At 58.7% G+C, this 24,377-nt stretch carries 24 protein-coding genes; 8 read left to right on the top strand and 16 right to left on the bottom strand.

Features of this window, described 5'->3' with window-relative positions; all coding sequences use genetic code 11:
- Positions 1-127: 127 nt before the first annotated feature.
- From HY868_08470 to HY868_08445, 6 genes are all read right to left on the bottom strand, one after another.
- Positions 128-1,033: a hypothetical protein gene (locus tag HY868_08470; GenBank protein ID MBI5302156.1), complete on the bottom strand. Its 906-nt coding sequence runs from the start codon at positions 1,031-1,033 to the stop codon at positions 128-130.
- The gene (locus HY868_08465) at positions 1,030-1,824 is read right to left on the bottom strand and encodes an inositol monophosphatase (protein ID MBI5302155.1); all 795 of its coding nucleotides are present in this window, start codon (positions 1,822-1,824) and stop codon (positions 1,030-1,032) included. The genes HY868_08470 and HY868_08465 overlap by 4 nt, the downstream gene beginning before the upstream one ends.
- A gap of 100 nt (positions 1,825-1,924) precedes the next feature.
- A complete protein-coding gene (locus HY868_08460; GenBank protein ID MBI5302154.1) occupies positions 1,925-3,214 on the bottom strand; it encodes an extracellular solute-binding protein in 1,290 nt (429 codons plus the stop codon).
- Between the two features lie 56 nt (positions 3,215-3,270).
- Positions 3,271-4,410 (bottom strand): glycosyltransferase, encoded by a 1,140-nt coding sequence (locus HY868_08455; GenBank protein ID MBI5302153.1) that lies wholly within the window; start codon positions 4,408-4,410, stop codon positions 3,271-3,273.
- Entirely contained in the window at positions 4,410-5,786 is a 1,377-nt protein-coding gene (locus HY868_08450) for an MFS transporter (GenBank protein MBI5302152.1), read from the bottom strand. The genes HY868_08455 and HY868_08450 overlap by 1 nt, the downstream gene beginning before the upstream one ends.
- Before the next feature lie 84 nt (positions 5,787-5,870).
- Positions 5,871-6,074 (bottom strand): DUF951 domain-containing protein, encoded by a 204-nt coding sequence (locus tag HY868_08445; GenBank protein ID MBI5302151.1) that lies wholly within the window; start codon positions 6,072-6,074, stop codon positions 5,871-5,873.
- Positions 6,075-6,198: 124 nt separating this feature from the next.
- On the opposite strand from HY868_08445, the gene HY868_08440 reads away from it, so the two are divergent.
- On the top strand, positions 6,199-7,080 hold the full coding sequence (locus tag HY868_08440; GenBank protein ID MBI5302150.1) for a hypothetical protein: 882 nt from the start codon (positions 6,199-6,201) through the stop codon (positions 7,078-7,080).
- Positions 7,081-7,161: 81 nt separating this feature from the next.
- Positions 7,162-8,169, top strand: a complete 1,008-nt coding sequence (gene iolG / locus HY868_08435) for an inositol 2-dehydrogenase (protein MBI5302149.1) — start codon at positions 7,162-7,164, stop codon at positions 8,167-8,169.
- 41 nt (positions 8,170-8,210) lie between these two features.
- Here the strand turns inward: iolG and HY868_08430 are convergent, their stop codons facing one another.
- From HY868_08430 to HY868_08390, 9 genes are all read right to left on the bottom strand, one after another.
- On the bottom strand, positions 8,211-8,840 hold the full coding sequence (locus tag HY868_08430) for a DUF47 family protein (GenBank protein MBI5302148.1): 630 nt from the start codon (positions 8,838-8,840) through the stop codon (positions 8,211-8,213).
- Positions 8,837-9,829 carry an inorganic phosphate transporter gene (locus tag HY868_08425; GenBank protein ID MBI5302147.1) on the bottom strand — a complete coding sequence of 331 codons (993 nt, stop codon included), beginning with the start codon at positions 9,827-9,829 and terminating at the stop codon, positions 8,837-8,839. The genes HY868_08430 and HY868_08425 overlap by 4 nt, the downstream gene beginning before the upstream one ends.
- Before the next feature lie 89 nt (positions 9,830-9,918).
- Positions 9,919-11,280 carry an extracellular solute-binding protein gene (locus HY868_08420; protein ID MBI5302146.1) on the bottom strand — a complete coding sequence of 454 codons (1,362 nt, stop codon included), beginning with the start codon at positions 11,278-11,280 and terminating at the stop codon, positions 9,919-9,921.
- A gap of 103 nt (positions 11,281-11,383) precedes the next feature.
- Positions 11,384-12,958 carry an extracellular solute-binding protein gene (locus HY868_08415; GenBank protein ID MBI5302145.1) on the bottom strand — a complete coding sequence of 525 codons (1,575 nt, stop codon included), beginning with the start codon at positions 12,956-12,958 and terminating at the stop codon, positions 11,384-11,386.
- Between the two features lie 102 nt (positions 12,959-13,060).
- A complete protein-coding gene (locus tag HY868_08410) occupies positions 13,061-14,017 on the bottom strand; it encodes a carbohydrate ABC transporter permease (protein ID MBI5302144.1) in 957 nt (318 codons plus the stop codon).
- Positions 14,014-15,030 (bottom strand): sugar ABC transporter permease, encoded by a 1,017-nt coding sequence (locus HY868_08405; protein MBI5302143.1) that lies wholly within the window; start codon positions 15,028-15,030, stop codon positions 14,014-14,016. The genes HY868_08410 and HY868_08405 overlap by 4 nt, the downstream gene beginning before the upstream one ends.
- A gap of 143 nt (positions 15,031-15,173) precedes the next feature.
- Complete coding sequence (locus HY868_08400; protein ID MBI5302142.1) at positions 15,174-16,694, bottom strand: extracellular solute-binding protein; 1,521 nt, start codon at positions 16,692-16,694, stop codon at positions 15,174-15,176.
- A gap of 165 nt (positions 16,695-16,859) precedes the next feature.
- A complete protein-coding gene (locus tag HY868_08395) occupies positions 16,860-17,747 on the bottom strand; it encodes a carbohydrate ABC transporter permease (GenBank protein MBI5302141.1) in 888 nt (295 codons plus the stop codon).
- Positions 17,748-17,840: 93 nt separating this feature from the next.
- Positions 17,841-18,839, bottom strand: coding sequence for a sugar ABC transporter permease (locus HY868_08390; protein ID MBI5302140.1), 999 nt, complete (start codon positions 18,837-18,839; stop codon positions 17,841-17,843).
- Positions 18,840-19,107: 268 nt separating this feature from the next.
- On the opposite strand from HY868_08390, the gene HY868_08385 reads away from it, so the two are divergent.
- The 6 genes from HY868_08385 to HY868_08360 all read left to right on the top strand — a co-directional run bounded on the left by HY868_08385 (position 19,108) and on the right by HY868_08360 (position 23,386).
- Positions 19,108-19,269 (top strand): redoxin domain-containing protein, encoded by a 162-nt coding sequence (locus HY868_08385; protein MBI5302139.1) that lies wholly within the window; start codon positions 19,108-19,110, stop codon positions 19,267-19,269.
- 9 nt (positions 19,270-19,278) lie between these two features.
- Entirely contained in the window at positions 19,279-19,596 is a 318-nt protein-coding gene (locus tag HY868_08380; protein MBI5302138.1) for a redoxin domain-containing protein, read from the top strand.
- A gap of 133 nt (positions 19,597-19,729) precedes the next feature.
- Positions 19,730-20,104, top strand: coding sequence for a DUF2203 domain-containing protein (locus HY868_08375; protein ID MBI5302137.1), 375 nt, complete (start codon positions 19,730-19,732; stop codon positions 20,102-20,104).
- A gap of 165 nt (positions 20,105-20,269) precedes the next feature.
- Entirely contained in the window at positions 20,270-20,506 is a 237-nt protein-coding gene (locus tag HY868_08370) for a DUF2283 domain-containing protein (protein MBI5302136.1), read from the top strand.
- A gap of 118 nt (positions 20,507-20,624) precedes the next feature.
- The gene (locus tag HY868_08365; protein ID MBI5302135.1) at positions 20,625-22,352 is read left to right on the top strand and encodes an ABC transporter permease; all 1,728 of its coding nucleotides are present in this window, start codon (positions 20,625-20,627) and stop codon (positions 22,350-22,352) included.
- Positions 22,349-23,386, top strand: a complete 1,038-nt coding sequence (locus tag HY868_08360) for an ABC transporter permease (GenBank protein MBI5302134.1) — start codon at positions 22,349-22,351, stop codon at positions 23,384-23,386. Before HY868_08365 ends, HY868_08360 begins: the two co-directional genes overlap by 4 nt.
- A gap of 53 nt (positions 23,387-23,439) precedes the next feature.
- On the opposite strand, the gene HY868_08355 is transcribed toward HY868_08360, so the two are convergent.
- Complete coding sequence (locus tag HY868_08355; GenBank protein MBI5302133.1) at positions 23,440-24,252, bottom strand: c-type cytochrome; 813 nt, start codon at positions 24,250-24,252, stop codon at positions 23,440-23,442.
- Positions 24,253-24,377: the final 125 nt, after the last annotated feature.

Genomic DNA, 24,377 nt, shown 5'->3' with positions numbered 1-24,377 from the left:
GAAATTGCCCCGCGGGAGCCATTGGCTGGTCGCCCGCCCCCACTCCGCTTCGCTAAGGGGCTATAGTGCGCGGGCGAAAGCGCGTCCGCGCAGGCGGACGCGCGGTGGAACCCCCGGAGAGGCGATTTCAATCGCCCCAGTTTTTTTTCGCCACGCGATACACCTCGCGCACCGTTGCGACATTCATCCCGGCGACCAAGCCGCCGCACGAACCCAGGATGAAACGCCGTCCATCGCCGGACAGACGCGCGATGAGTGCGCGAATATCGTCGTCCGCGCGCGGCGCGCTGAGAAAATCGAAACTCAGGTTGCCCCACAGCGTCAGCGCCGCGCCCACGCGCGCGCGCGTCGCGACCACGTCCATCCCCGCGCCCGGTTCCAAGCCCTGCAAGCCGTCGAGTCCACACGCGACCAAATCGTCGAGCACTGCGTTGAGATTTCCGTCCGAGTGATAGAACACCGCAAGCCCTGCCGCGCGAATTTCGCGCGCGAGCCACGCGACCGCTTGCCAGTACAACTCGCGTAGTTGCGCCGGCGCGATGTACGTTTGACTGCCGTAGGCAATGTCCTCGCCCAGCACGACGCCATCCGCACCGGCATCACGAATCGCGCGCGCGATCACGCGCGCGTCTTCTGCCCCGCGTTGAAACCACTCGCGCGCCAGTTCCGGCGCGCCGTGAATCGCGTGCATCGTTTCGTTGAAACCGTGTTGGCGAATCGCCGCGCTAAAAGGTCCGTCCATCACGGCGACGATAAAGTGCGATTCCGCCGCGCGCCAACGCGCGACATGTTCGAGCGCGCGGTCGGCGTCGGGTTGTTCGAGCGCGCCCCAGCCCTCGCTGAACGCGACGGGCGCGATGTCGAGATCGAGTTGCGCGATCACCGCGCGCTGCTGTTCCCACGCAATCGGCGCGTCGGCATCTAACGTGCGGAACGCGCGCGTGAAATCATCGGCGATGAAAAATTCGCCGCGCGCGAGTCGGTCGGTTAGTTCGCCGCGTAGTGCGCGCGTGATTCGTTCGCGTCCGTTCATTTGAAACAACGCATCATTTGCTTGTGGAGATGTCCGTTCGTCGCGACATAGGATTGCGAATGCACCGTCCACGCGTCGCCGGCCGGCGTAGTCACGCGTCCGCCGGCTTCTTCGACGATCAACGCGGCGGCGGCGACATCCCAGGATGAGAGCGACAAGTGAAAGTACGTGCTCAAGCGTCCCGCCGCGATGTAACAGAGCGACAGCGCGGCGCTGCCGAGCGCGCGTCCGCTCATCGCACGGACGACCGTGCGTTTGAACACATCGGCGGTGCGTCGGCGAATTGCCGCGGCGCGCGCCCACTCGGTCGCGGCGATGCCTTCTTCGAACACGCGCGTGTCGGTCACGCGAATCGGTTTGCCGTTCAACGTCGCGCCCTTTCCGCGCGCGGCGGCGAATAACTCGCCGCGCAGTGGATCATAGACCGCGCCGAGTTCCACGCGATCCGCGTGGAACAGCGCGAGCGAGGTCGAAAAGAACGGAACGCGGTGCGCGTAATTCGTCGTGCCGTCGAGCGGATCGGCGATCCACAGGTAGATTCCGTTTTCCGCGCGTGCGTTCGCCCACAGTTGCTCGCGCGTCTCTGCCGAATCTTCTTCCGACAGAAACGCATCGTTGGGAAATTGCGCGTGAATGATTTGACGCAACGCGTGATCGGCGGCGTAATCCGCGTCGGTCACAATGTCGCGTCTGCCTTTCAATTTGATCTCGCGCGGGTGCTCGAATTTTTCGCGCAGAACCTTGCCCGCCGCGCGCGCGGCGCGGCGAGCGATTTGATAACGCGTGGACATGGTTGTTCCTTTGACGAACGACCGCTGACCACTGACCGCCGACCGCTTTTGTTTTGGCGGCGGTTTGTGGTCAGCGGTCAACTCATTTGGATTAATTGCTTCAGGGAGTCTGCCCCAGCAAACGATTAACGCGCGTCGTCGCGCGTGTCAACGCGCTGGCGATATCGGCGGTCTGCGCGACGCTCGTCCACAGTTCGACGATGGCGGCGTCAATCCACAGCGCGTCTTTGACCGTCGGCGCGGCGCGCAGCGCGGGCAGTGGATCGTGCCACGCTCCGCGCAACAAGACGAGATTCGGGTCGGTTGCAAGCGACGCGCGCGCGGACAAACGCGTCGGCAACGCGTAGGTGGCTTGCGTCCAGCGCGTGGCTTGCGCCGGTTGCACAAGCCAGCGCGCGAATTGCCACGCCGCGCGCACGCGTTCATCCGACGCTTTGAACACCGCGATCTGCGAGCCAAAGACCACGCCGACCGGGCGCGTCGGGTCGGTTTGCGGTACGGGCGCGATGCCGAACCCAAACGTCGCGTGTGTGCGCGCGAGCGCATCGGACAACCCAGGCAGTTGATCGGTCGTGACGAACAAGAACGTGGCGCGCCCTTGTGCGAACTCGTCGAACGCCGCCGCTTCGGTTTCGACGAACGTTGCCGCGCCGCCGCGATTCAACGCGACGATCATTTGCAAAACCGACATGCCCGCCGCGTCGCCGAACTGGGCTTGCGTTAGCGCAGCGTTGAGTACGCTGCCGCCGCGACCCAGGATCAGCGCGTCGAATACGCGCGCGTCTGGTTTCATCGTCCAGCCGTGCGCGTTCGCACGCGTCGTGGCGCGCGCGGCGGCGCTGAACTGATCCCACGTGCGCGGCGCGTCCGCACGCGCGGCGACGAGCAAATTCGCGTTGTAGCACAGCACGACGGTGCGCGCGTCGAAAGCAAAGGCGCGGAGTTGATTCGATGCGCGTCCGGCGTCGAGCAAGCCGGGGATGAGATCGGCGCGTTCGTTTTCGCTCAACCCAATCCTGGGATCGTTCAGCCATCCATCGAGCGGCGCGAGCGCGTCGCGGCGCGCAAACTCGGCAACCGTGCGGTCGCTGGCGATGATGAAATCGGGTAATTGGTTCAGCGCCATCGCGGCGATACCTTGCCGCAATAGATCGCCGTCATTCGGTCTGGCTTCGCCGCGCACGACGATGCCTGGATTCGCCTTGTGAAAATCATCGGCGAACGCGTCGAGCGTTGCGGCGGCGACGCCGGTTTGCGCGTGCCAAAACGTGAGCGTGAGTGCCTCGTTCGTCGGCGCGGCGACCGGCGTGACACTGTTGCACGCGCTTGCGGCGATGAGTGTGACCGCGCTCCACGCGCGGAGATGTCGAGTGAAGAACTGTGGAAACATCGGGTTAGAAGGAAAACTAGGGAAATAAGGATAATGCGCGAAACAGAGATTCCTATTTACCGGTTTGCCTGATCCTCCAGGGTCGCGCGCAAAATGCTCGCGATGTCGAGCGCGGCGTGCGGACGCGCGAGTTCACGCGCGCGCGCGGCAAAACGCGTCAAGGTGTCGTTGCCCGGCGCGAGCCATTCGCGGAGCGTGCGCGCAATGTCCGATGGCTCGCGGCGCAACACGCCTACCTCGCTCCGCTCGACAAAGGTCACGTTGCCTTCTTCCTGCCCCGGCAAAAACCCGCTCAGTAAAATCGGCAAGCCGCACGCGACGGCTTCCATGATCGTGCCCGGTCCGGCTTTGGTGATAATCACGTCGGACGCGCGCATCCAGTCCGGCATGTTCGTAACGAACCCTTGGAGCGAAACGGGAATTTGCCACGACGCGTCTTGCAATTGTTTCAACAACGGTTTGTTGCGTCCGGCGATGACCGCAAGTTGCGCCGGCAATTTCGCGTCGTTCAGCGCGCGCGCGATCGGAAAAAGCGGTCCCATGCCCTCGCCGCCGCCGACGAGCAGAATCGTCCGGCGATTCGCGTCCAGACCCAGTTTCGCGCGCAGGTCGCGTTGATCGTGATCGTTCGCAAGAAATTTCAAACTGACCGGCAAACCGGTGAGCCGCAATTTTTCCGGCGGAATGCCTTCGGTTCGCGCAAATTCGTACGCGCCTTGCGTGGGCGCGATGATCAAGTCTGCCTCGCGGTCGAGCCACAAACGATGAATGCTGAATAGATCGGTGATGACCACGACGAACGGCGCGTGCGAACCGAGCGCGCGCAGCACGCGGCGCGGAATCGTTGTGAGGAGCGGATGCACGCTGACGACGAGATCGGGCGCGGCTTGTTGCAAGAGCGGTCGCATCTTGCGTGTCAGGACGCGCTTGAGCACGCGGAGCGACGTTGGCGCGATGCGGTTGCTCACGTTGAACAACGCGCCCCATGCCGGTTCGGCGTACGTCGTCATCGGCAAGTACCAATCGGCGGCTTGGTTGAAGGGAAACCGCGCGCCGTGTTTGATGCCGTCGAGCAGAGTCACCTCGTACTGCGCGGCGAAATCGCGCGCAAAGACACTGGCAATGGCTTCGGCGGCGCTGCGATGTCCGCCGCCGGTGTCGGACATTAGAATAAGAATGCGTTGTTTAGATTGCATCACGGTTGTTTCGGAGTGGAACTGGGAGGATGAATGGGCGCGGCGTGGCGCAAACGCGCGTGGCGCGTTGCCCACATCATCCACGCGAGATTGAGCGCGGCGAGCAGAACGACGAGTCCCGCGACCGCAAAGGTGACGTGCGGAATTCCATAGATGTCGGCGAGATTACCGATAAACAACATCGGCGGAATTCCCAGCGCGTTCGAGATGGTGAATTGCACCGCCATCACGCGCCCGCGCACATCGTTATGCGTGCGTTCTTGCACGACGGTCTGCGCGGGAATGTTGATCGCCGCCATTGCGATGCCGGTTAACAAGGCGAACAGCATCACAAAGCCGGCGGTGCTTGGCACGAGTTCGGGATGCAAGTGAAAGAGCGGCACTTGGTCCGCGCCGCCGCCGCCCGCCCAACCGAGTCCCGTCAGCGCGAGCGCGAGCGCGAACATGCCGATGCTCGCCAACACTTCGCGCGAAACGAAATGACCGAACCGCCCGACGAGAATGCTCGCGAGCAACATGCCGACGCCGGCGGGCCAGAACACGTAAATGGAATCCTCGGCGCTGAGACCCAGGACGCGCGCGGCATACCCCGGCGCGAGCATCGTCATCACCATCACGAGCATCGAGATGAGCGACAGTTGCAACAGCGCGGTGAAAATCGCGCGATGGCTCATCGCAAAGCGCCAACCCTCGCGAATTTCATTCCACGCGTGTTGCAATTCCGATACGCCATCTAATTTGCCGGCGCGCGTGACGTGGTCGCGCGGGATGAGCGCGACGCAGATCGTCGCGATGAGGTACATCGCGACGGCGACCCACAGCGAGCCGACGATGCCGATCGTTTTGATGCCGAGCGGCGCGAGAATGATCAAGCCGAGAATCTGCGACGCGGTGAAGGTGATCGTGAACAGCGAGTTGGCGGGCAGGAGATTTTCCGAGCGGACGAGGAGTGGGATCATCGCGCCTTCGGCGGGCGCAAAGAATTGACCGATGGCGGAGATGACGAACACGAGCACATAGATTGCGGCGAGAAAAAACGCTTCGTTGAGTTTTTGTCCGGGCAATTGCGCGGCGAGCAGCGCGAGCGCCGTGCCGGTCACCACGCGCAATCCATTCGACGCGACCATGATCCATTTTTTCGGTACGCGGTCTACGATCAAACCCGCCAGCGCGCTAAGCAGTACCGCCGGCAGACTGAACGCGAGGATCACCGCGGCGAGATGAGCGCTCGACCCGGTCACCTGCTCGATCAAAATGAGTTGCAGAAAGAACGCGCCGTTGAGCGCGGTGTTCGACGTGATCTGCGCGATCCACATCGCGACGAACTTGCGATTGCGGAGCAGGGCAGTGTAGCCGCGGGGATTGAGAGTGTCCATACGTAGCATCCAGTATCCAGTGTCCAGTGTTCAGTATTCAGGTCATCCGTGTCAATCTTCTGACTACTGAATACCGAATACTGATTACTGATTACTGGCATCGCCTCGTTTGACGAATGTCTTGACGCGTTTTTCGAGTTCACTGCGGGGCAAAAGCACGCGGCGTCCGCACGTCGCGCAGACCAAGCCAATGTCCGCGCCGAGCCGGACGATTTGCCATTCGTAGCCGCCGCACGGATGCGGTTTTCGCAGTCGCACGACGTCGCCCAATTGAAATTCCAGCACCATCTCGGCGCGGATTATAGCACGAATCGCGCTGAGAGCGAAACGGACGCGCGTTTTGACAATTCGAGAGTCGGAGTGTATATTCTTTTTGCACACGTTTGCATAAAATTACCGCTGGATGAAGGAAATGAGTGATTCGTTTGATGTATTGATGTTCGGGCATGTTGCCAAAGACCGCAACGTCGTGGATGGTCGCGGCGAGATTCAATCCGGGGGCGGCGTGTATTTCGGCAGCGTCGTTCTGCGCCGGCTGGGGTTGGATGTCGGCGTCGTCACGCGTTTGCATCCGGATGATTTTCCACGACTCGGTGAACTGGAACGCGAAGGGATTCGCGTGTTTGCGAGCGCCGCGTCACAAACGACCGGCATCGAGAACACGTACAACTCGGCGGATATGGAACGACGGATTTGCAAGCCGCTCGGTTTTGCCGGGGCGATTCGCGTGAACGAAATTCCGAAAACGCCGGCGCGGTTGTACGCGATCACGCCGATCATCGCGGGCGAAGTGGAATTGCCGGTGATCGTCGCGCTCGCGGCGCGCGGTCCGGTCGCGCTCGACGTGCAGGGGTTCGTGCGCGTGCACGAAGGGGATGCGCTCGTGTTTCGTCATTCCGACGAACTGAACGAGGGATTGCGCCACGTGACCTACCTCAAAGTAGATCGCGCGGAAGCGGAACTTTTGACCGGCGAAACCGATCTCGCGCTTGCCGCGCACAAATTGCGCGACCTGGGTCCGCGCGAAATCGTGTTGACGCAATCCTCCGGCGTGACCGTGTTCGCGAATGGGCAGGTGCACACTGCGCCGTTCACGCCGCGTTCGCTCGCCGGACGCACCGGGCGCGGGGATACGTGCTTTGCGACGTACCTCGGCAAACGTTTGAGCGCGTCGGCGGAGGAAGCATGTCGGTGGGCGGGCGCGGTCACCACGCTCAAACAAGAAATTTCCGGACCCTGGCGCGGCTCGCTCGCCGACGCGCAAGCGTTGATCGAGCAACGCACGTACTCGTAGAGCAAATTTCTAATTTGCCCTACATCTCTGGCAGACATCGGGCAATTTAGAAAATTGCCCCACTTTTACTGGAGGTCAACGATGACAATTAACTTAGGTGTTCTCGGCGCGGGACGCATCGGACGCGTGCATGCGGAAAATCTCGCGTACCGCATTCCCGGCGTCAAACTGCTTGCGGTCGCCGACGTGATTCCGGACGCGGCGAAAAAACTCGCGGCAGACCTGGATATTCCGTCCGCGTTCGACAACCCGCGTCCGATTCTCGACGATAAAGAGATCGACGCGGTGGTGATCTGCACGAGCACCGACACGCACGCGCAGTTGATCGAGGATGCGGCGCGCGCGGGCAAACACATCTTTTGCGAGAAACCGATCGCGCTCGATCTTGCCAAGATTGATCGCGCGCTCGTGGCAGTGCAACGCGCCGGCATCAAGATGCAACTCGGTTTCAATCGCCGGTTCGATCCCAGCTTCAAACGCGTGCGCGATCTGGTCGCAGCCGGCGGCATCGGCACGCCGCACATTTTGCGGATCACGAGTCGCGATCCCGCGCCGCCGCCCATCGCGTATGTAAAAGTGTCGGGCGGAATTTTTCTCGACATGACGATTCACGATTTCGATATGGCGCGCTTTTTACTCGGCGAGGTTGAATCGGTGTACGCGGCGGGCGGCGTGCTCGTAGACCCAGCCATCGGCGAAGCGGGCGACCTTGACACCGCCGTCATCACGCTGCAATTTGCGAACGGCGCGATCGGCGTGATTGACAATAGCCGCAAAGCAGTTTACGGGTACGACCAACGCATCGAGGTATTTGGTTCGGCGGGCGTCGCGATGGCGAACAACCAAACGCCGGACACGGTCGTGACGAGCGACCTGGTCGGCGTGCATTCCGCGAAACCGTTGCACTTTTTCGTCGAGCGGTACGCGGACGCGTACGTCGCAGAGATGTCCGAGTTTATCGCGTGCTTGCGCGAAAATAAAACACCCGCGGTGACGGGTGTAGACGGACGCGTGCCCGTGGTGATGGGCTACGCGGCGCAAAAATCGTACAGAGAAAAACGACCGGTCAAGTTGAGCGAGATTGGATGAAAAAACAGTAGAGACGTTCCATGGAACGTCTCTACTGTTTTTTACGTCATCTTGACGACGACATCGCTGATGATGTTCGCCGCTTCATCGCCGCGATCTGCCGCATTCGACAAGTGGCGATAAATCTCGCGCAGTTTCAACGCCTCGACGATGTGATCCACTTCGGCGGGACCGTTGAACAGATCGGCGAGCGCCTCGCGGTACACGCTCTCGACGCGATTCTCCAATGCCTTGGCGCGCTGGGCGTGATCGGCGGCGACGTTCGGGTGATCCTTCAAACGTTGCATCGCGAGAAAGACCTCGTTCGCGCCATCGCGCAAGAGCGACACGATTTGTTGAATGTGCGTGTTCGGCTTGACGTGCAAAACGGTCATCTCGTCTACAGTCGAGTACGCGTAATCGAGAATGTCGTCAATCGCGCGCGAGAGCGCGAAAATATCTTCGCGATCCATCGGCGTGACGAACGTGCGATTGAGTTCATCCACCAAGATGCGGCGCACCTCGTCCGCTTCTTTTTCGAGTCGCCGCACATTTTCGGCGGCGTTCCCATCGCACGTGCGCGTGTACTCCAACAGCGCATCGAGTCCGCGCACCGCGTATTCGGACTGTTGAATCAACAGACGCACAAAATTGTCTTGCCGTGGTTTAGTCAGTTTGTCTAGCCAGCTCATATCCAATTCCTCAATAGAGCGGCAAAAATTGCCGCGAGAATCGCCGCGACCGGAATCGTCGTCAGCCACGCGATGACGATTTGCTGGGCGGTACCCCAGCGCACTTTCGAGAATCGCTCGGCTGACCCGATGCCCATAATCGCGGAACTAACGACCTGGGTCGTGCTCACCGGTCCGCCCAGCAATGCCGCGCTCAGAATCACACCGGCGGACGTGATTTGGGTGTTGAATCCATGCACCGGGCGAACCTTAAAGAATTTGCTTCCCAACGTTTTGATCAAGCGCCACCCGCCCGTCCAGGTGCCCAACGCGATCGCCGCCGCGCTGAGAAAGATGACCCACAGCGGAACTTGAAAGGAATCAATCGCGCCGGCGGAAACCAAACCCAGCGTGATCACGCCCATCGTCTTTTGCGCGTCGTTCGTGCCATGCGACAGCGCCAACAAAATCGCCGTCGCAATTTGCATCCGTTTGAAAAAGGTGTTGATCGAAGGCGATGCGCCGCGCGCGAGATAAAGCACCACGCGCATTACGATAAACCCGCCCACAAAACCAATGACCGGCGAAATCGCGAGCGCCGTGATGACTTTGAGCAAGCCGGCAAGTTTGACCACTTGAAAACCGCTCTCAACGACCGCCGCGCCGATCAAGCCGCCGACGAGCGCGTGGGATGAACTCGAGGGAATGCCAAACCACCAGGTCATCAGGTTCCAAATAATCGCGGCAAGCAGCGCCGCCATGACCACCGAGAGTTTGATCTGGTCGTCATTCAAGATTTCGTGTCCCAGCGTTGTGGCGACCGCGACGCCGAAGAGAAACGGACCGATGAAATGCGCGATGGCGGTGATGGCGAGCGCCGATTGTCCGTTCATCGCGCGTGAGGCGATCATCGTCGCGACGATGTTCGAACTATCGTGAAAGCCGTTCAGGTAATCGAACGCCAATGCGAGCGCGATTAGAATCAAGAGCGCGACCGATAATTCCGGCATACCGAGTTCTTCCTCGTTGAGGATTTTTTGCACACGTGTGCATAAATCATACCACGATTTCCCGGATAAGACAAATTTGCGGTTCGCCGTTATTTTTTTGCCGACCCTGCGCCGTTATTCGCGTTTTTCGCCGCGTCGTTGAGCGCGTCGGACGCGGCTTTACCATTCGCGACTGCGAGCATCGCGTCTGCGAGGTTCACGCGGATCGTCGCCCACGCATCGAGGTTTGGCTCGGCGCGCGCGAATTTGAGCCAGCCGAGCGCGACGCCGTACTGCAGATTCGCTTTGGCGTAATCGGCGAGCGCGGTTTGTGCGGAGGCGCGCGCGGGAAACGCGCCGGTCGCTTTTGCCCACGCAACGTTCGAGGCACTCTCCAGCATCCACGCTACAAACGCGCGCGCGGCGCGTTCGCGCGCGGGCGTCGTTTGGAGAATCGCGAGACTTGTGCCGGACGCGAGAATCACCGGGTCGCGCGTCGCGCGCGGCGAGGGCGCGATGCCCCACGCGAACGGTTTCGCCGTGTTCTTGATCGCGCGGTCGTACAACACGAGTCCGCTCGTCGTGTCGAACGTGAACGCGATTTTGCCGAGCGCGAAATCGGTCGGTTCTTGAAATGCTTTGGCGGCAAGCGCCGCCTGTTTTTTCTTGAACAGGTCGCCCAGCAGGTTCAACGCCTCCACGCCGGGCTTGGACGCGAACGTAAGCGTCTTGCCATCCGCGCTCGCGATGTCGCCGCCGCGATTGGTGAGCCAGGTTGTAAACGTCGCCGCGCTCGGATTCATCACGTAACACAGCGCGTCGGGAATTTTGGCGAGCGCGTCGCACACACGTGCAAACTCGTCCCAGGTTTCCGGCGGGCGCAGCGCGCCGGCAAGTTTGAGCAAATCCGCGTTGTAGTACAGCACATGAAGATGGCGCGCGAACGCGATGCTGAATATCGAGTTACCGAATTGTGGATAGCGATCCACGAATGCCGGGAAAATATCTTGCGCGTCACGCGCGGACAAGACATCGTCGAGCGACGCGAATGTGTTTTGCCGAATCAGCCCGGCGAGATCGTCCGGATATGCGAGTAGTATGTCCGGCGGATTGTTCGTGTTGATCGCGTTGCGCGTTTTCTGGATGAGGTCGGTGGAATCACCTTGGTACGCTTCGACCACGCGAAGGTCGGGATGCGCTCCGTTGAATTGCGCGACAAGCGCGGCGAGCGTTGCGTGATGCGCGTAGGGTTGCGCGTGCCAGAGTTGCAGCGTGACCTGGGACGGTGTAGGTGTGGGTTGAATAGTTGAATAGTTGGGTAGTTGCGCGTAAGCGGTTGGGGCGTTAGGTGGTTGCGCGTCAGCGGTTGGGGCGTTGGATGGTTGAATGGAAGGCGTATGCGCGGGTCGGGTTGGTGTGGGCGCGCACGCGGTCAGAGCGAAGATGAGCACAAGCGCGAATAAAATTTTCATCGGCATTCAAAAAGTTGGCGGGCTGATTATGTTGCAGCCCGCCAAACTATCTACGCAAGACCCAAAGGGTTCGCTCCGCGAAAATCCTTTGGGTCTGAACGATCTACTTGCCGTACTGTTCCAACTGCTTGTTGACGCGTTGCACGCCTTCTTTTGCCGCGGCTTCCGGATCGGTCGCGGTAAAATCGGGCGAAGTCTTGGCGGTGGAGACCGCGGTCAACATGTTTTGGATGAGCGCGCGTGCGCCTTGCCATGCCGGCGAGATCGGTTCGCGCACGCCCATCGGGATAAAGCCGATGGCTTTCTTAAACTGCGGCAGCACCAACGCGATGCGGGCGTTCGTGCCCTTGACCTTGTCGGCATCCATCGCGACGATTTGATCGCGCGCCGACTTGGTCGCCGGGAAGTAGGACAAGCGCAATCCGAATTCGACCAGGTTCTGCGGTTGGAGCATGAATTTCATGAACAACCATGCGCCCTTTTGTCTTTCGGGCGTCGTCTTCAAGATTGCCATGCTGGGTCCGAAAAAGTCAACGAGTTGCTTGCCTTTAGCGCCAGCCGGATACGGCGCGATGCTCCACTGGAACGGACCTTCCTTGCGACCGTTCACCCCATCTTGATAGAACGGCAAGCCGGCGGTCGAGCCGAATGTGAACGCGAGTTTGCCATTGCCAAAATCGGTCTGGTCGCCGCGTGAAGTAGTCGAAGGCGTCTTCGCCCAGCCCTTGCTCACCAAGTTCTTGAGCCACGTAAGCGATTCGATACCAGCGGCATCATCGAACGTCGCTTTCTTTTCGTCCGCGCTGGCGTACGTGCCGCCGCGACTAAAGACCCAGGAGGCGAACGTCGAAGTTTCGACGCTGGGCGAGCTGATCGCGAAGCAATAATTGTCGCCCTTGGTCACTGCCGCGCAAATTTTGTCGAAATCGTCCCAGGTCGCGGGCGGGTCGTTGAAGCCAGCTGCCTTGAGCATATCCGCGTTATAGTACAACACGCTCATCGAGCGACCCGGCGACACGCCGAGCGTCTTGCCGCCGACTTGGTCGAAGAACAATTCGCCGTTCGGCGTCTTCATCGTCATGTCCGCGAGTTGATCGGCGGTCAGACCATCTTTCGCGTCTTTGATGTAATCGTCGAGCGCGACGACGGCGGCGGACGTGTTCCAGTCGAATACATCGCCCGGGTTGCCGGTCGCGATTTCGGGCAACGCGTTCGCGGTGATCGCGGCGTTCACTTTGCGACCGATGTCGCCGGTTGTGCCTTGCATCGTCACGACGACATAGTATTGCGGATTCTTGGCGTTGAACTCATCCGCAAAGCGCTGCATCATTTCGACTTGCTCGGGTGCGCTAAAGTGGTGCCAGACATTGATGCGAACTGCGCCGGGCGCGGCAGTCACAGCGGGTGGACGCAGAGTCGCGGTCGGTGCGGGTGGCTTGGTTGCCGCGGCGGCTTGCGTTGGCGCGGTGGTTGCCGCGGGCTTGGTCGCCTCAACCGGTTTCGTTGCCGGGACAGGTGTGGGTGCGGTGGTTGCCGGCGCCACAGTTGGTTTCGGCGCATCCGTCGGTTTTGCCGCCGGCACGGCAGTGGGTGGTACCGGTGTCGGCGAAGGCGCGGCGCACGCGACGAGCGCGAATACCGCGAGCAACATCAGCAAAAGCATCAATTTGGATTTCATTTGTTTGCTTCTCCTCCAAGAGAATGTGGGGTTTACGATTTTAGGACACGCGATTTTATTTGAGTAGACACCTCCATTCGTAACGCAAATTGGAAATTTGCGCTACCCGCGAATGCCGACATTTGCAATGCCGGATACGAACCACCGTTGCAGGAACAAGTACAGAATGATAATCGGAATGATCGTGATCGTCGCGCCAGCAAGCAGTAACTGCGTTTGCGTACCGGCTTCGGTGATGAGCGAACGCAACCCGACCTGGATCGGACGCATCTCCGGCGAATTGGTGACGAGCAGGGGCCACATCAACGCGTTCCACGATCCCAGGAAGGTGAGGAGCGCGCTCGTGATGAGCACCGGTTTCGACAGCGGCAGGACGACGCTGACGAGAAAACGCGAATGCGTCGCGCCGTCGAGCAACGCCGCGTCGAACAATTCGTTCGGAATGCCTTTGAAGAATTGGCGGAACAGGAAAATACTGAACACGGTTGCGATCCAGGGAATGATCATCGCATAGTACGTGTCAATCCAGTTGTGCGGTTCAGCGCCCGGCAAACCGAACGTCGTCGCGAACCAGGATTCGGGCGTGGGGAACCAGACCATGAACACGTAATTTGGAATCAAGGTCAATTCGCCGGGAATCATCATCGTCGCGAGCAACAGTTTGAACAACAACTCGCGCCCGGGAAAATGCAAGCGGGCGAACGCGTAGCCGGCGAGAACGCCCGTCGTCAAAACGCCCAGCACGGTGCCGAACCCGATCACGAGCGTGTTCGCAAAGTAGCGCACGATGATACAGCCGCGATCCCGTTCCAGGATCAACCACGGATTGGATGGATCGAATACGCAGGGTTTGCTGCCGTTCATCGTGCGGATCACATCGCCATAGTTCGACCACATCGGCGTGCTCGGCAGAAACTCGCCGCGCGTCGTTTCGGCAAACGACTGGAGCGAACCCAGCACCATCCACGCGAAGGGAAAGATCATAAACAGCGCGCCAGAAATCAAAATGAGATGAATGCCCAGGTTGGTCAGCTCGTGGCGCAGGCGATCGCGGTTCATGCGTTCTCCTTTTCTCCGCTGCGCTCAAAGTAGCGGAATTGGACGAGTGTCAGCGCGAAGATGATGAATGACAGGACGACCGCAATCGAGGTGGCGTACCCCGCGCGATTCTGGCTATAGAGTTGGTCGAACATATAGATGCTGACGGTGCGGGTCGTGCCGAGCGGACCGCCGAGCGGTTGCGACGCGGCGATGTTCATCGTGTAAATGTGATTGAATGCCTGGAACGAGCCGATAATGGAAATGACGAGGATGAAAAAAATCGTCGGGGTGAGCAAGGGAATCGTGATGTGGCGGAACAATTGCCAACCGTTCGCGCCGTCAATGCGACCGGCTTCGTACAATTCCGGGTTGATGTTCGTGAGACCGGCGAGAAAAATGATGACGTCAAAACCCAGGGCTTGCCACACTGCAAAGATCATTACCGAGACGAACGCAAGACTGGGACCGAACGCCCAGCTCGGCAACGGGATACCCAGTTGCATTCCAATCAACTTGAACACGCCGTCCGATTCGAGCAACCATTTTTGTTGCGGCAAGCCGATCAATTCGAACAACCGATTCGCGATCCCGCCGGTGGGGTTGAACACCCACGCCCACACAATCGCGGAGGCAACCGACGAGATGACATGCGGCAAAAAATAAACGACGCGATACACGCCGCGCCCGCGAATTTTTTGGAACAGCAGATACGCGACGAACAGACCGAGCGCGATGTTGACCGGCACGGTGCCCAACACGTACCACACCGTGTTGCCGAGCGCGCCCCAGAATTCCGGCGATTCGAGTGTGCTGATGTAATTATCCAGACCGATGAAACGAAACGCGCGGATTCTGCCGCCTTGCGTACTGATCCACAACGCGTAACCGACCGGCAAGATGTGGAACACAGTTAGAATTAGCAAAGCCGGGGCAAGGTAAACGTAGCCGATCCAGTCAACGCGTTGACGTTCGACCAACGTTGTTTTTGCCGATGCTTGTTTGAGCGGGACGGATGTGGCGGGATTAGACACCGATGTCTCCTTGCGCAAGTGGAATGGACTCTGGCGGCGCACGCGCCGTCAGAGTCCATTTTGCTTGGCGTGCTCAAGTTTGTCAAGTTGGGAGCAAGACCCGAAGGGTTTTCGCGAAGCGAACCCTTCGGGTCTGGTGAGCACTACTTGGGCGCGTTCTCTTTCAAGATTTGATTCGCTTCTTTCACCGCATCGTCAAGCAATTTCTTTGGGTCAACGGTGAAATCGGTGAGGACGAGCGTCATCATTTTTTTGTCAATGTTGTCACGCACCGGGTCGTAGCCGGCGACCGGCGATTCGATCATCGAGTACTGCACCCAGTCGAAAATCTTGGCATACGAATCGGCGACGGGACCCCACGCGGGATTCTTTTTGAGCGTGTCAATCACGTCCTGTTTCGCGCTTTGGCGCACCGGCAGATAACCGGTCGCCGCCGCCCACTTGGCGGTCTGCGTTTTTTCGCCGAGGAACTTGATCACGAGCCACGCGGCGAGTTCTTTTTCCGGCGTGGTCTTGTAGATCGAGGCGCTCGCGCCGTAGAGGTTCATCGCGGGCTTGGCGCCGCTCTGCGGCAACAACGAAATATCCCACGCAAATTTTGCGCCCTTGGCGACCGAGTCCTGATAGAACGACATACCGGAAGACGACGCGAAGACGAAGAGGACTTCGCCGTTGCCAAAGCGTGTCTGCTCGCCGTTGCGTTCGGCGACCGGAATTTCGACCGCGCACTTGTTCTTGAACATGCGTTGAATCATCGCGAGCGTGTCTACGCCGGCTTGGCTGTTGAACGCGTAGGACTGTCCATCCGCGGCGAGGATGCGCCCGCCGCGCGAGAATACCTGGGACGCAAAGTTGGACGCGTCATGGCGGAATGCCCAGCCGTACTTTTTGGTCGCGGGATCCGCGGCTTTACACGCCGCTTCTTCCCAGGTCTTCCAATCCTTCGGGATTTCGTTGTAACCCAGTTTCTTCAACCAGTCCATATTGACGTACATCACCTCGGCGGAACGCTGGGTCGGGAAGCCGAGGCGCTCGTTCTTGAATTGTGGATTCTGGTCGGTGTCGAGGAATGCCTGGACGTAGTCTTTTGCATCCGCTTCGCTCAAGCCGTATTTTTTGCTCTTGAGAAACGGATCAATGTTGACGACGGCGTTCGAACCGCGATAGAACGCGGCTTGGTTCTGGTACGCGACGGACATTTCCGGCGGTTGACTGGCTTGAATCGCCGCGCTCACTTTGGTGTACACGTCGGGATACGATGCGCCAGCGATTTCGGCTTTGGCGGTGATGCCGTACGGATTCGTCTTGTTGAATTCGTCGAGCATGGACTGCAACAATTCTTGTTGTGCTTGCGGGCGTTGGTGCCAGTACGTCACCGTCACTTTTTTGCCCATTAAATCAATCGCGTCCACCATTTCGGGCGAGGTTGGCGGATTGGTGACCGTCACGGGCTTGGGCGCTTCGGTGGGCTTGGGTGCGGCGGTTGCCGGCGCCGTTGTCGGTTGGGCGGGCGCTTTGGTCGGCTCTGCCGCCGGAGCTTTGGTTGCCGGGACCGCCGTTGGCGCCGGGGGCTTGGTCGGTTCGGGCGTCGGCGCGGCGCAACTCACCGCGACGAGCGCGAGAATCACCAAAGCGATCAGCGAAACGAACTTGAACGTACGCATTTTCTTTCTCCTCCTGGGATTGGATGTTGGACGTTGGAGGTTGGAGGTTTGATGTTAGACGTTGGATGTTGGAATCGCGTCTTTTGGATCAACACGCCAACCTCTAAGCACTAATTTCCAATTTCCAATTTCCAATTTCTAACTTCCAACTGCAAACCTGGGACACTAACCCTTGATACCGGTCGTGATCACCCCCTCGGTAAAATATTTTTGCGTAAAGAAGTAAAAGACCACAATAGGTACGACGACCATCGCCGCGAATGCCATCATCAATTGCACTTTGGTGCCGCCTTCGCTCACGAGAAATTGTTGCAAGCCGACGGCGAGGACGCGCATATTGCTATCGCGCGTGACGAGCAGGGGCCATTTGAAATTGTCCCACGCCCAGATAAAGTTGAGGAGCGCGGTCGTCACGATGGCGGGCTTGCTCAACGGTACGACGATGGTGATGAGATAGCGCAAATGTCCCGCGCCGTCCATCCGCGCGGCGTCGAACAAGTCTTTCGGTATCTGCAGAAAGAATTGGCGAATCAAAAAGATGCCAAACACGCTGGCGAGGAACGGCACGGTCAACGCGAGGTACGTGTTGTACCATTTCAAGTTGAACATCATCACGACTTTGGGCACGAGCGTGAGATCGTTCGGCACCATGATCGTCGCGAGAATCAACATGAAAATGAGGTTGCGCCCGGGTAGATTGATGTGGGTGAGCGCGTACGCCGCTAGCACCGACGTGATGACCGTGCCCGCGACAATGATCACGCTCGTGATGACACTGTTCGCAAAGTAGCGAATGAACAAGAAGGTTTGCCACTGCGTATCCTTGCCGCTCGTTTCAACCGCTTCGGTGAAATTGATCCACTGGAGCGGCTCATCGCCGAACGGCGCCCAGGGCCACCCGACGTTCGTCGTCGCGCTGCCGTACGTCTTGAAGGCAGTCATCACCATGTAAATGAACGGCGTCACCGATGCAAGCGCGCCGAGAATCAAGACGCTGTAAATCAGTACGCGGTTGAGCGATATTTTCGGAAGCTTATTTGTTGTGATTGTCACCGGAATCCTCGCTAGGAAAGGAAAGATTGGAAAGCGGAAATTTGATATTTTCTAATCTCCAGATTCCAACCTCCAATCTCTAATTTCCAATTTCTAATCATACACCACGCGGCGACCGGCGAATCGGTTTTGGAAGATCGTCAGCGCCAGAATTACCGCGAACAGGATGAACGATAGCGCCGCGCTATAGCCGTAGCGATTGAACTGGAACAACTGTTTGAAGATATAGATGCTCGTCGTCGTCGTCGCATCCACCGGACCGCCCTGGGTCATCACCCAGATGTGGTTGAACGCTTTGAACGTGCCGATGACGGTGAGAATCAACAAGAAAAACGTCGTGGGGGAAAGCAGGGGAAAGGTGATGTGACGAAACAGAGTCCAACCGCTCGCGCCGTCCACTTTGGCGGCGTCGTACAGTTCGGTTGGAATGTTGCCCAAGCCGGCGAGAAAGATCGCGATGTCGTAGCCGACAAAGACCCAGGTTGTGTAGATGACGAGCGCGACCATCGCGAGACTGGGACCATCCGCCCAGCCCGGCAAATCCACGTTGAAATTATTCGCCAGCAATTGGAAAACGCCGGTGCGTTCGCCGAGCCAGCGAAATGCCGGCAAGCCAAGCCGCGTGAGGATCGCGTTGATCAAGCCCTTGTCTTGATTGTAGAGAAAACTCCACACTGCGGCAGAGGCGACGGTTGACGTGATGTAGGGCGTAAAAAAGAGCACGCGGAAAAATTGTTGCCCGCGCACTTTTTGAAACAACAGATATGCCAACCCCAAGCCCAACCCCAACTGCACCGGCACCGCGATGATCGAATACGTCGCCGTGACCAACAACGATTGCCACACAGCCGAGTCGTCAAACGCGCGCAGGTAGTTGTTGATTCCGATGAAATCCACGCAAGTCAGACGCCAATCGCAGGCGCTGATATACAAACCATAAAAGATGGGGAAGATCTCGAAAACGATGAGGATGATTAACGTGGGCGCAAGCAACAAATACCCGAGCGAAACTTCTTGCGCCCGTCGCCATATCCGAACCGATGAGCGGCGTGTGGTGGTGACGCCGGTCATTTCAACCGAACGGGTCGCCATACAACCTCCATGCTGCTACACTGAATCAGGCGGAACCTGAGGGTGAGTTGTCCTGGCAGTGCGATAAGATCGCGTATGATTGTAAAGAGAGTATGGGTGGATGGTAAATCACACGTGAAGAATTGGACAAGAATTCATCATCTTGAACCGTGAGGTTTTTGACACGATGATTATATCTGAAAGCATTTTGTTTGACAACCCGCGTCAGTACTGGTACAATCGAGCCAGAGTGTCAACCGATCGCTGTTCCATTTACAAGGAGTCAACTATGTCCGATCTGCTTCGCGTCGGTGAAGTCGCCCCGGACTTTACGTTGCCCGGCGTCATCACCAAGCCCGAGGTTGCTCGTCTCGAAATCAAACTGAGCGACTATCGCGGGCGCAAAAATGTCGTGCTGGCGTTTCACACGTTCGCGTTCACCGCGACCTGAGACAAGCAAATTCCTTCCTACGAAGCGCAACGCGCCGAATTCGAAGGATTGCATAGCCAGGTTCTGGCTATCAGCAGTGACCCCATCTTTTCCAAGCAGGCGTGGGGCAAAGCGTTGGGCGGCATCTCGTATCCGCTCGTCGCCGATTTCTGGCCCCACGGCGAGGTCGCCCAAAAGTACGGCGTGTTCAATCCAAAGCTGGGTCGTCCTGACCGCTCGATTTTCATCGTAGACAAGCAAGGTATTATTCGTTGGGTGAAACTGTACGAACCCGGCATCTTGCCCGACAACGCCGACCTCTTGGCGGAATTGCGAAAACTCGGGTAATCTTTCGGAGCGCCTATTGGTTGGGGCAACGCAAGTCCCGCGCGTTGCCTCAACGTTTTTCCGGTTTTTGGTGATTGCTCAACCTTGCGAAGGTTGGGCGGAGTAGACACAGTTTTGGCGAGGTTGTTTCCCCTTGAAAGTATTTACGCACGCAGAAGCCACCGCACTGCTTCCGCGAATCAATGCCTTGCTCGACGAGATCATCCGTCTGCGCGATCTGCTGATCGCCCAAGGCGCGTCGCTTCAATCCGTGCTCGCGCACGCGGACGGGAATGGCGGCAATAAACATTCGAGCGAGTACGTCGTTGCGATGAAACAATTCAACGATTGCCTCAACGCGTTCAAAGACCTGGGTTGCGAACTCAAGGATATTGACGCGGGCTTGGTGGATTTCCCCGCGTACCGCGATGGGGAACTAGTCTACCTATGTTGGAAACGCGGCGAGACCGCCATCGAATTCTGGCATGCGCTCGATTCCGGCTACGCCGGGAGACAACCGCTCGACTGACCGTGGATGGCGAATGGCGAATAGCAAATAGCGGATGGCAAATGGCAAATGGCGAGTCGAACCGACGACGAAACTTTTCTCGACAACTGTCCGCGACATCTGATGGTGAGACGGTCCACAATGCGTTTTTCGACCGTCGTTTCAAACCTTGAAGGAGGCAAGACTATGCTTTTTGAATACCATTCGGATAGCGATATGCTCTATATAAAACTTGCCGACGAAGCAAGTACCGAGTCCGAAGAAATTGCGCCAGGGGTCGTGCTGGATTTCGACACAAATAATCGGGTCCTTGGCGTCGAGATTGAGGACGCCAGCAAGTTTATTGATCTATCGCGATTAGAGTTAAGAGCATTACCCATTGCTGATTTGATTCTCCGCGAAAGAATTCCAGTAGGTGCATGACACTCCAAGACACGAACGGGGAACCTACGCACCCCCAATAGTCGGCAGATAAAACGGCGACCGTCGCAATTCGCAACGTGATACTGTCTGCCATCTGCTATCAGCGATTTAGACTTACATGCGCCCCATCCTCACCATCGCGCTGCGCGAAATTACGCGCCTACAAAAACGGTTCAGCGGCGGCGCGAGTCCACTCACCGTCGTGTTGTTGCTTGGCGCGCTCGCGTTGTCGGCGTTCGCGTTCCGTGAAATGTCCGTACTCGGCAACGGATTGTATCGCGTCGGCGTGTCGCCCGACGCGCCGGCGATGCGCGATAATCGCTTCGCCGTCGTCGCCACGGATGCGACACGCGGCAAGACTCTTCTCGAGCAACACGCGCTCGACGCGTACATTGACGGCGCGCGCGTGCGCGCACGGCGCGATAACAAATCGCTCTACGCGGTCGGCGCGCTCAAACGCTACCTTGAAAAGCAAGAACTGGGTCGCATCTACGCGACGTACGAATTGACGCGCGCGTTTCCTCTGCGTGTTGAAATCAACTACCTCGATTCACCCACCGACGCCGCGCCGCGCGGCGCACTCGACGAGACGTTGACCGCGCCGCCGACCACCGCGCCCGCGCGCGCGAGCGACGCGGCGCTGCAAAAGCAACTCGAAAAAATCCAGACCGAAGGCAAACTCTCCGAAATCCGGATTGACGCGGCGAGCGATAAAGAAATCATCATCCCCTCGTTGATGACGCCGCCCGCGCCGTTCGCGCAAGTGATCGTCGCGTTCCTCTACATCATGCCGGTGACGTTCATCAGTATTTTCTTCACCAGCAGTTTTATGGACGAGAAGATCAACCGGCGACTCACGCTCCTGCTCTCCGCGCCGGTCACGCCGTTTCAAATCATCCTCGGCAAAATGTTGCCGTACGCGATCTTTGCGCTCATCGCGACCGCGGTGATGGCGATTATCACGCGCGGGAATGTTCTGCTCGCGCTCGCGATTTTCATTCCGACCATTCTATTCATTCTCGCGATCTATTTGATGGTGCCGCTGTTCTATCGCACGTTCAAAGACACCACGTTCATCTCGATGCTTGCGACGACCACAACAACCGCGTTCCTCGTTTTCCCGGCGATGTTCACCGGCATCAGCGACCTCGCGTTCATGTCGCCGCTCACGCTCGCGGTGAAAATGTATCGCAACGAGCCGTTCGGTTGGCAAGAGTATCTGTTTCCCTCCGTGCCGATGGTCGCGATTTTCGGTCTCGCGTTGTACGCGGGCACGCGCCTGTTGAACGAAGAATTCTTGATGGGCTTTCGTCCGATCACGCGCAAAATCGCCGATGGCATTTTTCTCGTGCTCGACCGCGCGCACCCGTACCTCTCCATCGCGTTGATGAGTCTGCTCGTCATTCCCGTCGTCTATCTGATGCAGTTGGTTTTGCTCGCGATTGCGACGAACCTGCCGACCGGGTTGATGCTGGGCGGCGCGCTCGTCATCGCCGCGACGATTGAAGAGGTGGCGAAGTCCGCCGGCATCGCCGTGTTCGTTGAGCAACGCGTCGTGCGGACGACGCGCCAGGCGCTCGCGCTCGCGTTTCTCTCCGCGCTCGGTTTTCTCGTCGGCGAAAAATTACTCCTGCTCGTTTCGGTCAACCTGGTTTCGCAGACGATGCTCTCGACCGCGTTGTTCAACACCGGCTTTTTGCTCGTTCCGCTCGCGGCGCATTTTGTATTCACGTCCATTGTCGTCGTGCTTCACGCGCGCTGGCGCGTGCGGTATCCTATCGCGATTCTCGTAAGCGTCATCCTGCACGCGATCTACAACGCGCTTATCGCGGGAGGGTTATCGTGAACGCGTTCCTCGCCATCTTGCGCCGCGAAGTGCGCGCGGTCTTGCGCGAGCGCACGATCCTCATCGCGATCTTGATCCAATTGTTCATCGCGTCGTTCTCGTCCGCGTTGCTCATCGGCTTGTTGTCGTTGTACGATCCGGAATCCATCGGCGTGTACGCGCGCGTGAATCTGGGCATCGGTTTGCTCGGCGCGCCGAATAGCGCGCTCGCGCCGATCTTGAGCGAGCGCGGCATTCGCGTGACGCCTTACGCGACCGCCGAGGACGCGCAAGCCGCGTACCAGCAAGGCGCGATTGACGCGATCATTGCCGCGCCGGATGATGGCGCGGGTCCAGTCGAAATGAAACTGTTCTTGCCGCGCGCGGAAGCGAAATCGTCCGTCATTTTGATGGTTCTGCAAGAACCGTTCAAGCAGTACGAAAATGTGTTGCGCGCGCAACGCGGCATCGAGGTACGCTACACTGACCTGCGCGGCTTGCCGCCGACGACGTTCGAGTTCATCTACTCGATCATCATTCCGGTCCTGATGTTTTTTCCGGCATTCGTCGCGGGGAGTATGGTCGTGGATTCGTTGTCGGAGGAATTGGAGAACAACACGCTCGACACGTTATTGACCGCGCCGCTCTCGTTGAACACGATTGTCGGCGGCAAGATTGCCGCGGCGTGGTTGCTCGCGTTCGTTCAGTGTCTGGCGTGGCTGGCGTTGTTGCGCGTGAATCGTATCGCGGTGGAAAATGTTTGGCTTGTGCTTGCGCTCGCGGTCATCACCGCCGGCATCATCACCAACGCGTCGGCATTCGTTTCGGTGGTGTTCAAGGATCGCGAACGTTCCCAGTTCGTCTACTCGCTTTTGATTCTCGCCAGCACGAGCATTAGTTACGCATTCGACGCGTCGCCGATCAAAACGATGACGCGCTTGGCGAGCGGCGATTATTACACGGGCGCGCGCGATGTGATTGGTTTTGCGGTGACGCTCGTTGTTGCAATCGTCGTCTTGTGGTTTGGCGCGCGACGCGTGGAGCACGCGCGATGAAATAAAAGAATCCAGGTTTCTTCAAGAAACCTGGATTCTGGTGACTTCATTATTTACGCCGGATTTTTTCTCGATCCCGCCAATCCCAGGGCGAGCGCGCCCAGCCCGACGACGGCGGCAATTCCCACGCATACAATCGCGATCCAGCCGCCGAACGCGCCGCCTTGCGGGATTTGCGGCGCGGCTTGCGTCGGTGCCGCGGCGGGCTTGAGCGAACGGATGAACGCCGCGGCGTCCGCGATTTCTTGATCGCTCAACGGACCGCCGGCGGATTTGCTCCACGCGGGCATCTTGGAACCGGCGACGCCGCGTGAGATCGTCGTATCGAGAAATTTTTCCGGATCAAGCACCGGGAAATCTTTTTGCAACGTCGCGCCGATGCGTCCCTCGCCGCGGTCGCCGTGACACGCCGCGCAATTAGTCGCGAACACTTGCGCGCCGCGCGTGGAATCGCCCACCGGAAAATTGGGCGCGGGTGAAGGGAGCGGCGCGCTCGTCGCGGTTGCGCCCGCCGGCGCGGTCGGCGCGATGGGACCGCTTAACGTCCGCACGAACGCGACGATGTCGTCAATTTCCGCGTCGCTCAACGGACCGCCTTTGCTCTTTGCCCAGGTCGGCATACGACTGCCCGCCACGCCATTCGAAATCGTTTCTTTGAGAAACGCATCCACGCGCAACGCCGGAAAATCTTTGGCAAGCGTCGCGCCGATGCGCCCCTGTCCTTTATCGCCGTGACACAGCGTGCAGTTTTTAGCGTACAACTGAGCGCCCCGTGTCGCGTCGCCGCCTTGCGCCGAAACGGATATGATGCCGATCGCGGTAAGCATCAGCGTCAATGCCAACCCAAACGCTCGGAATAATTTCATCGCCATGGCTCCTCGTGGAAATTGGCGCAACTATACCACAAACGCGATTTTTCTTCAATCGGTCACGCGCCGGCAGGCGCGTAAAATTGGCATTAAAAATCCAATCGGGGTATAATGTCTTTTGG

Source organism: Chloroflexota bacterium (genome assembly GCA_016219275.1).
In the GTDB taxonomy this organism is placed as follows: Bacteria; Chloroflexota; Anaerolineae; order UBA4142; family UBA4142; genus JACRBM01.
This window is presented reverse-complemented; position numbering and strand designations above follow the sequence as displayed.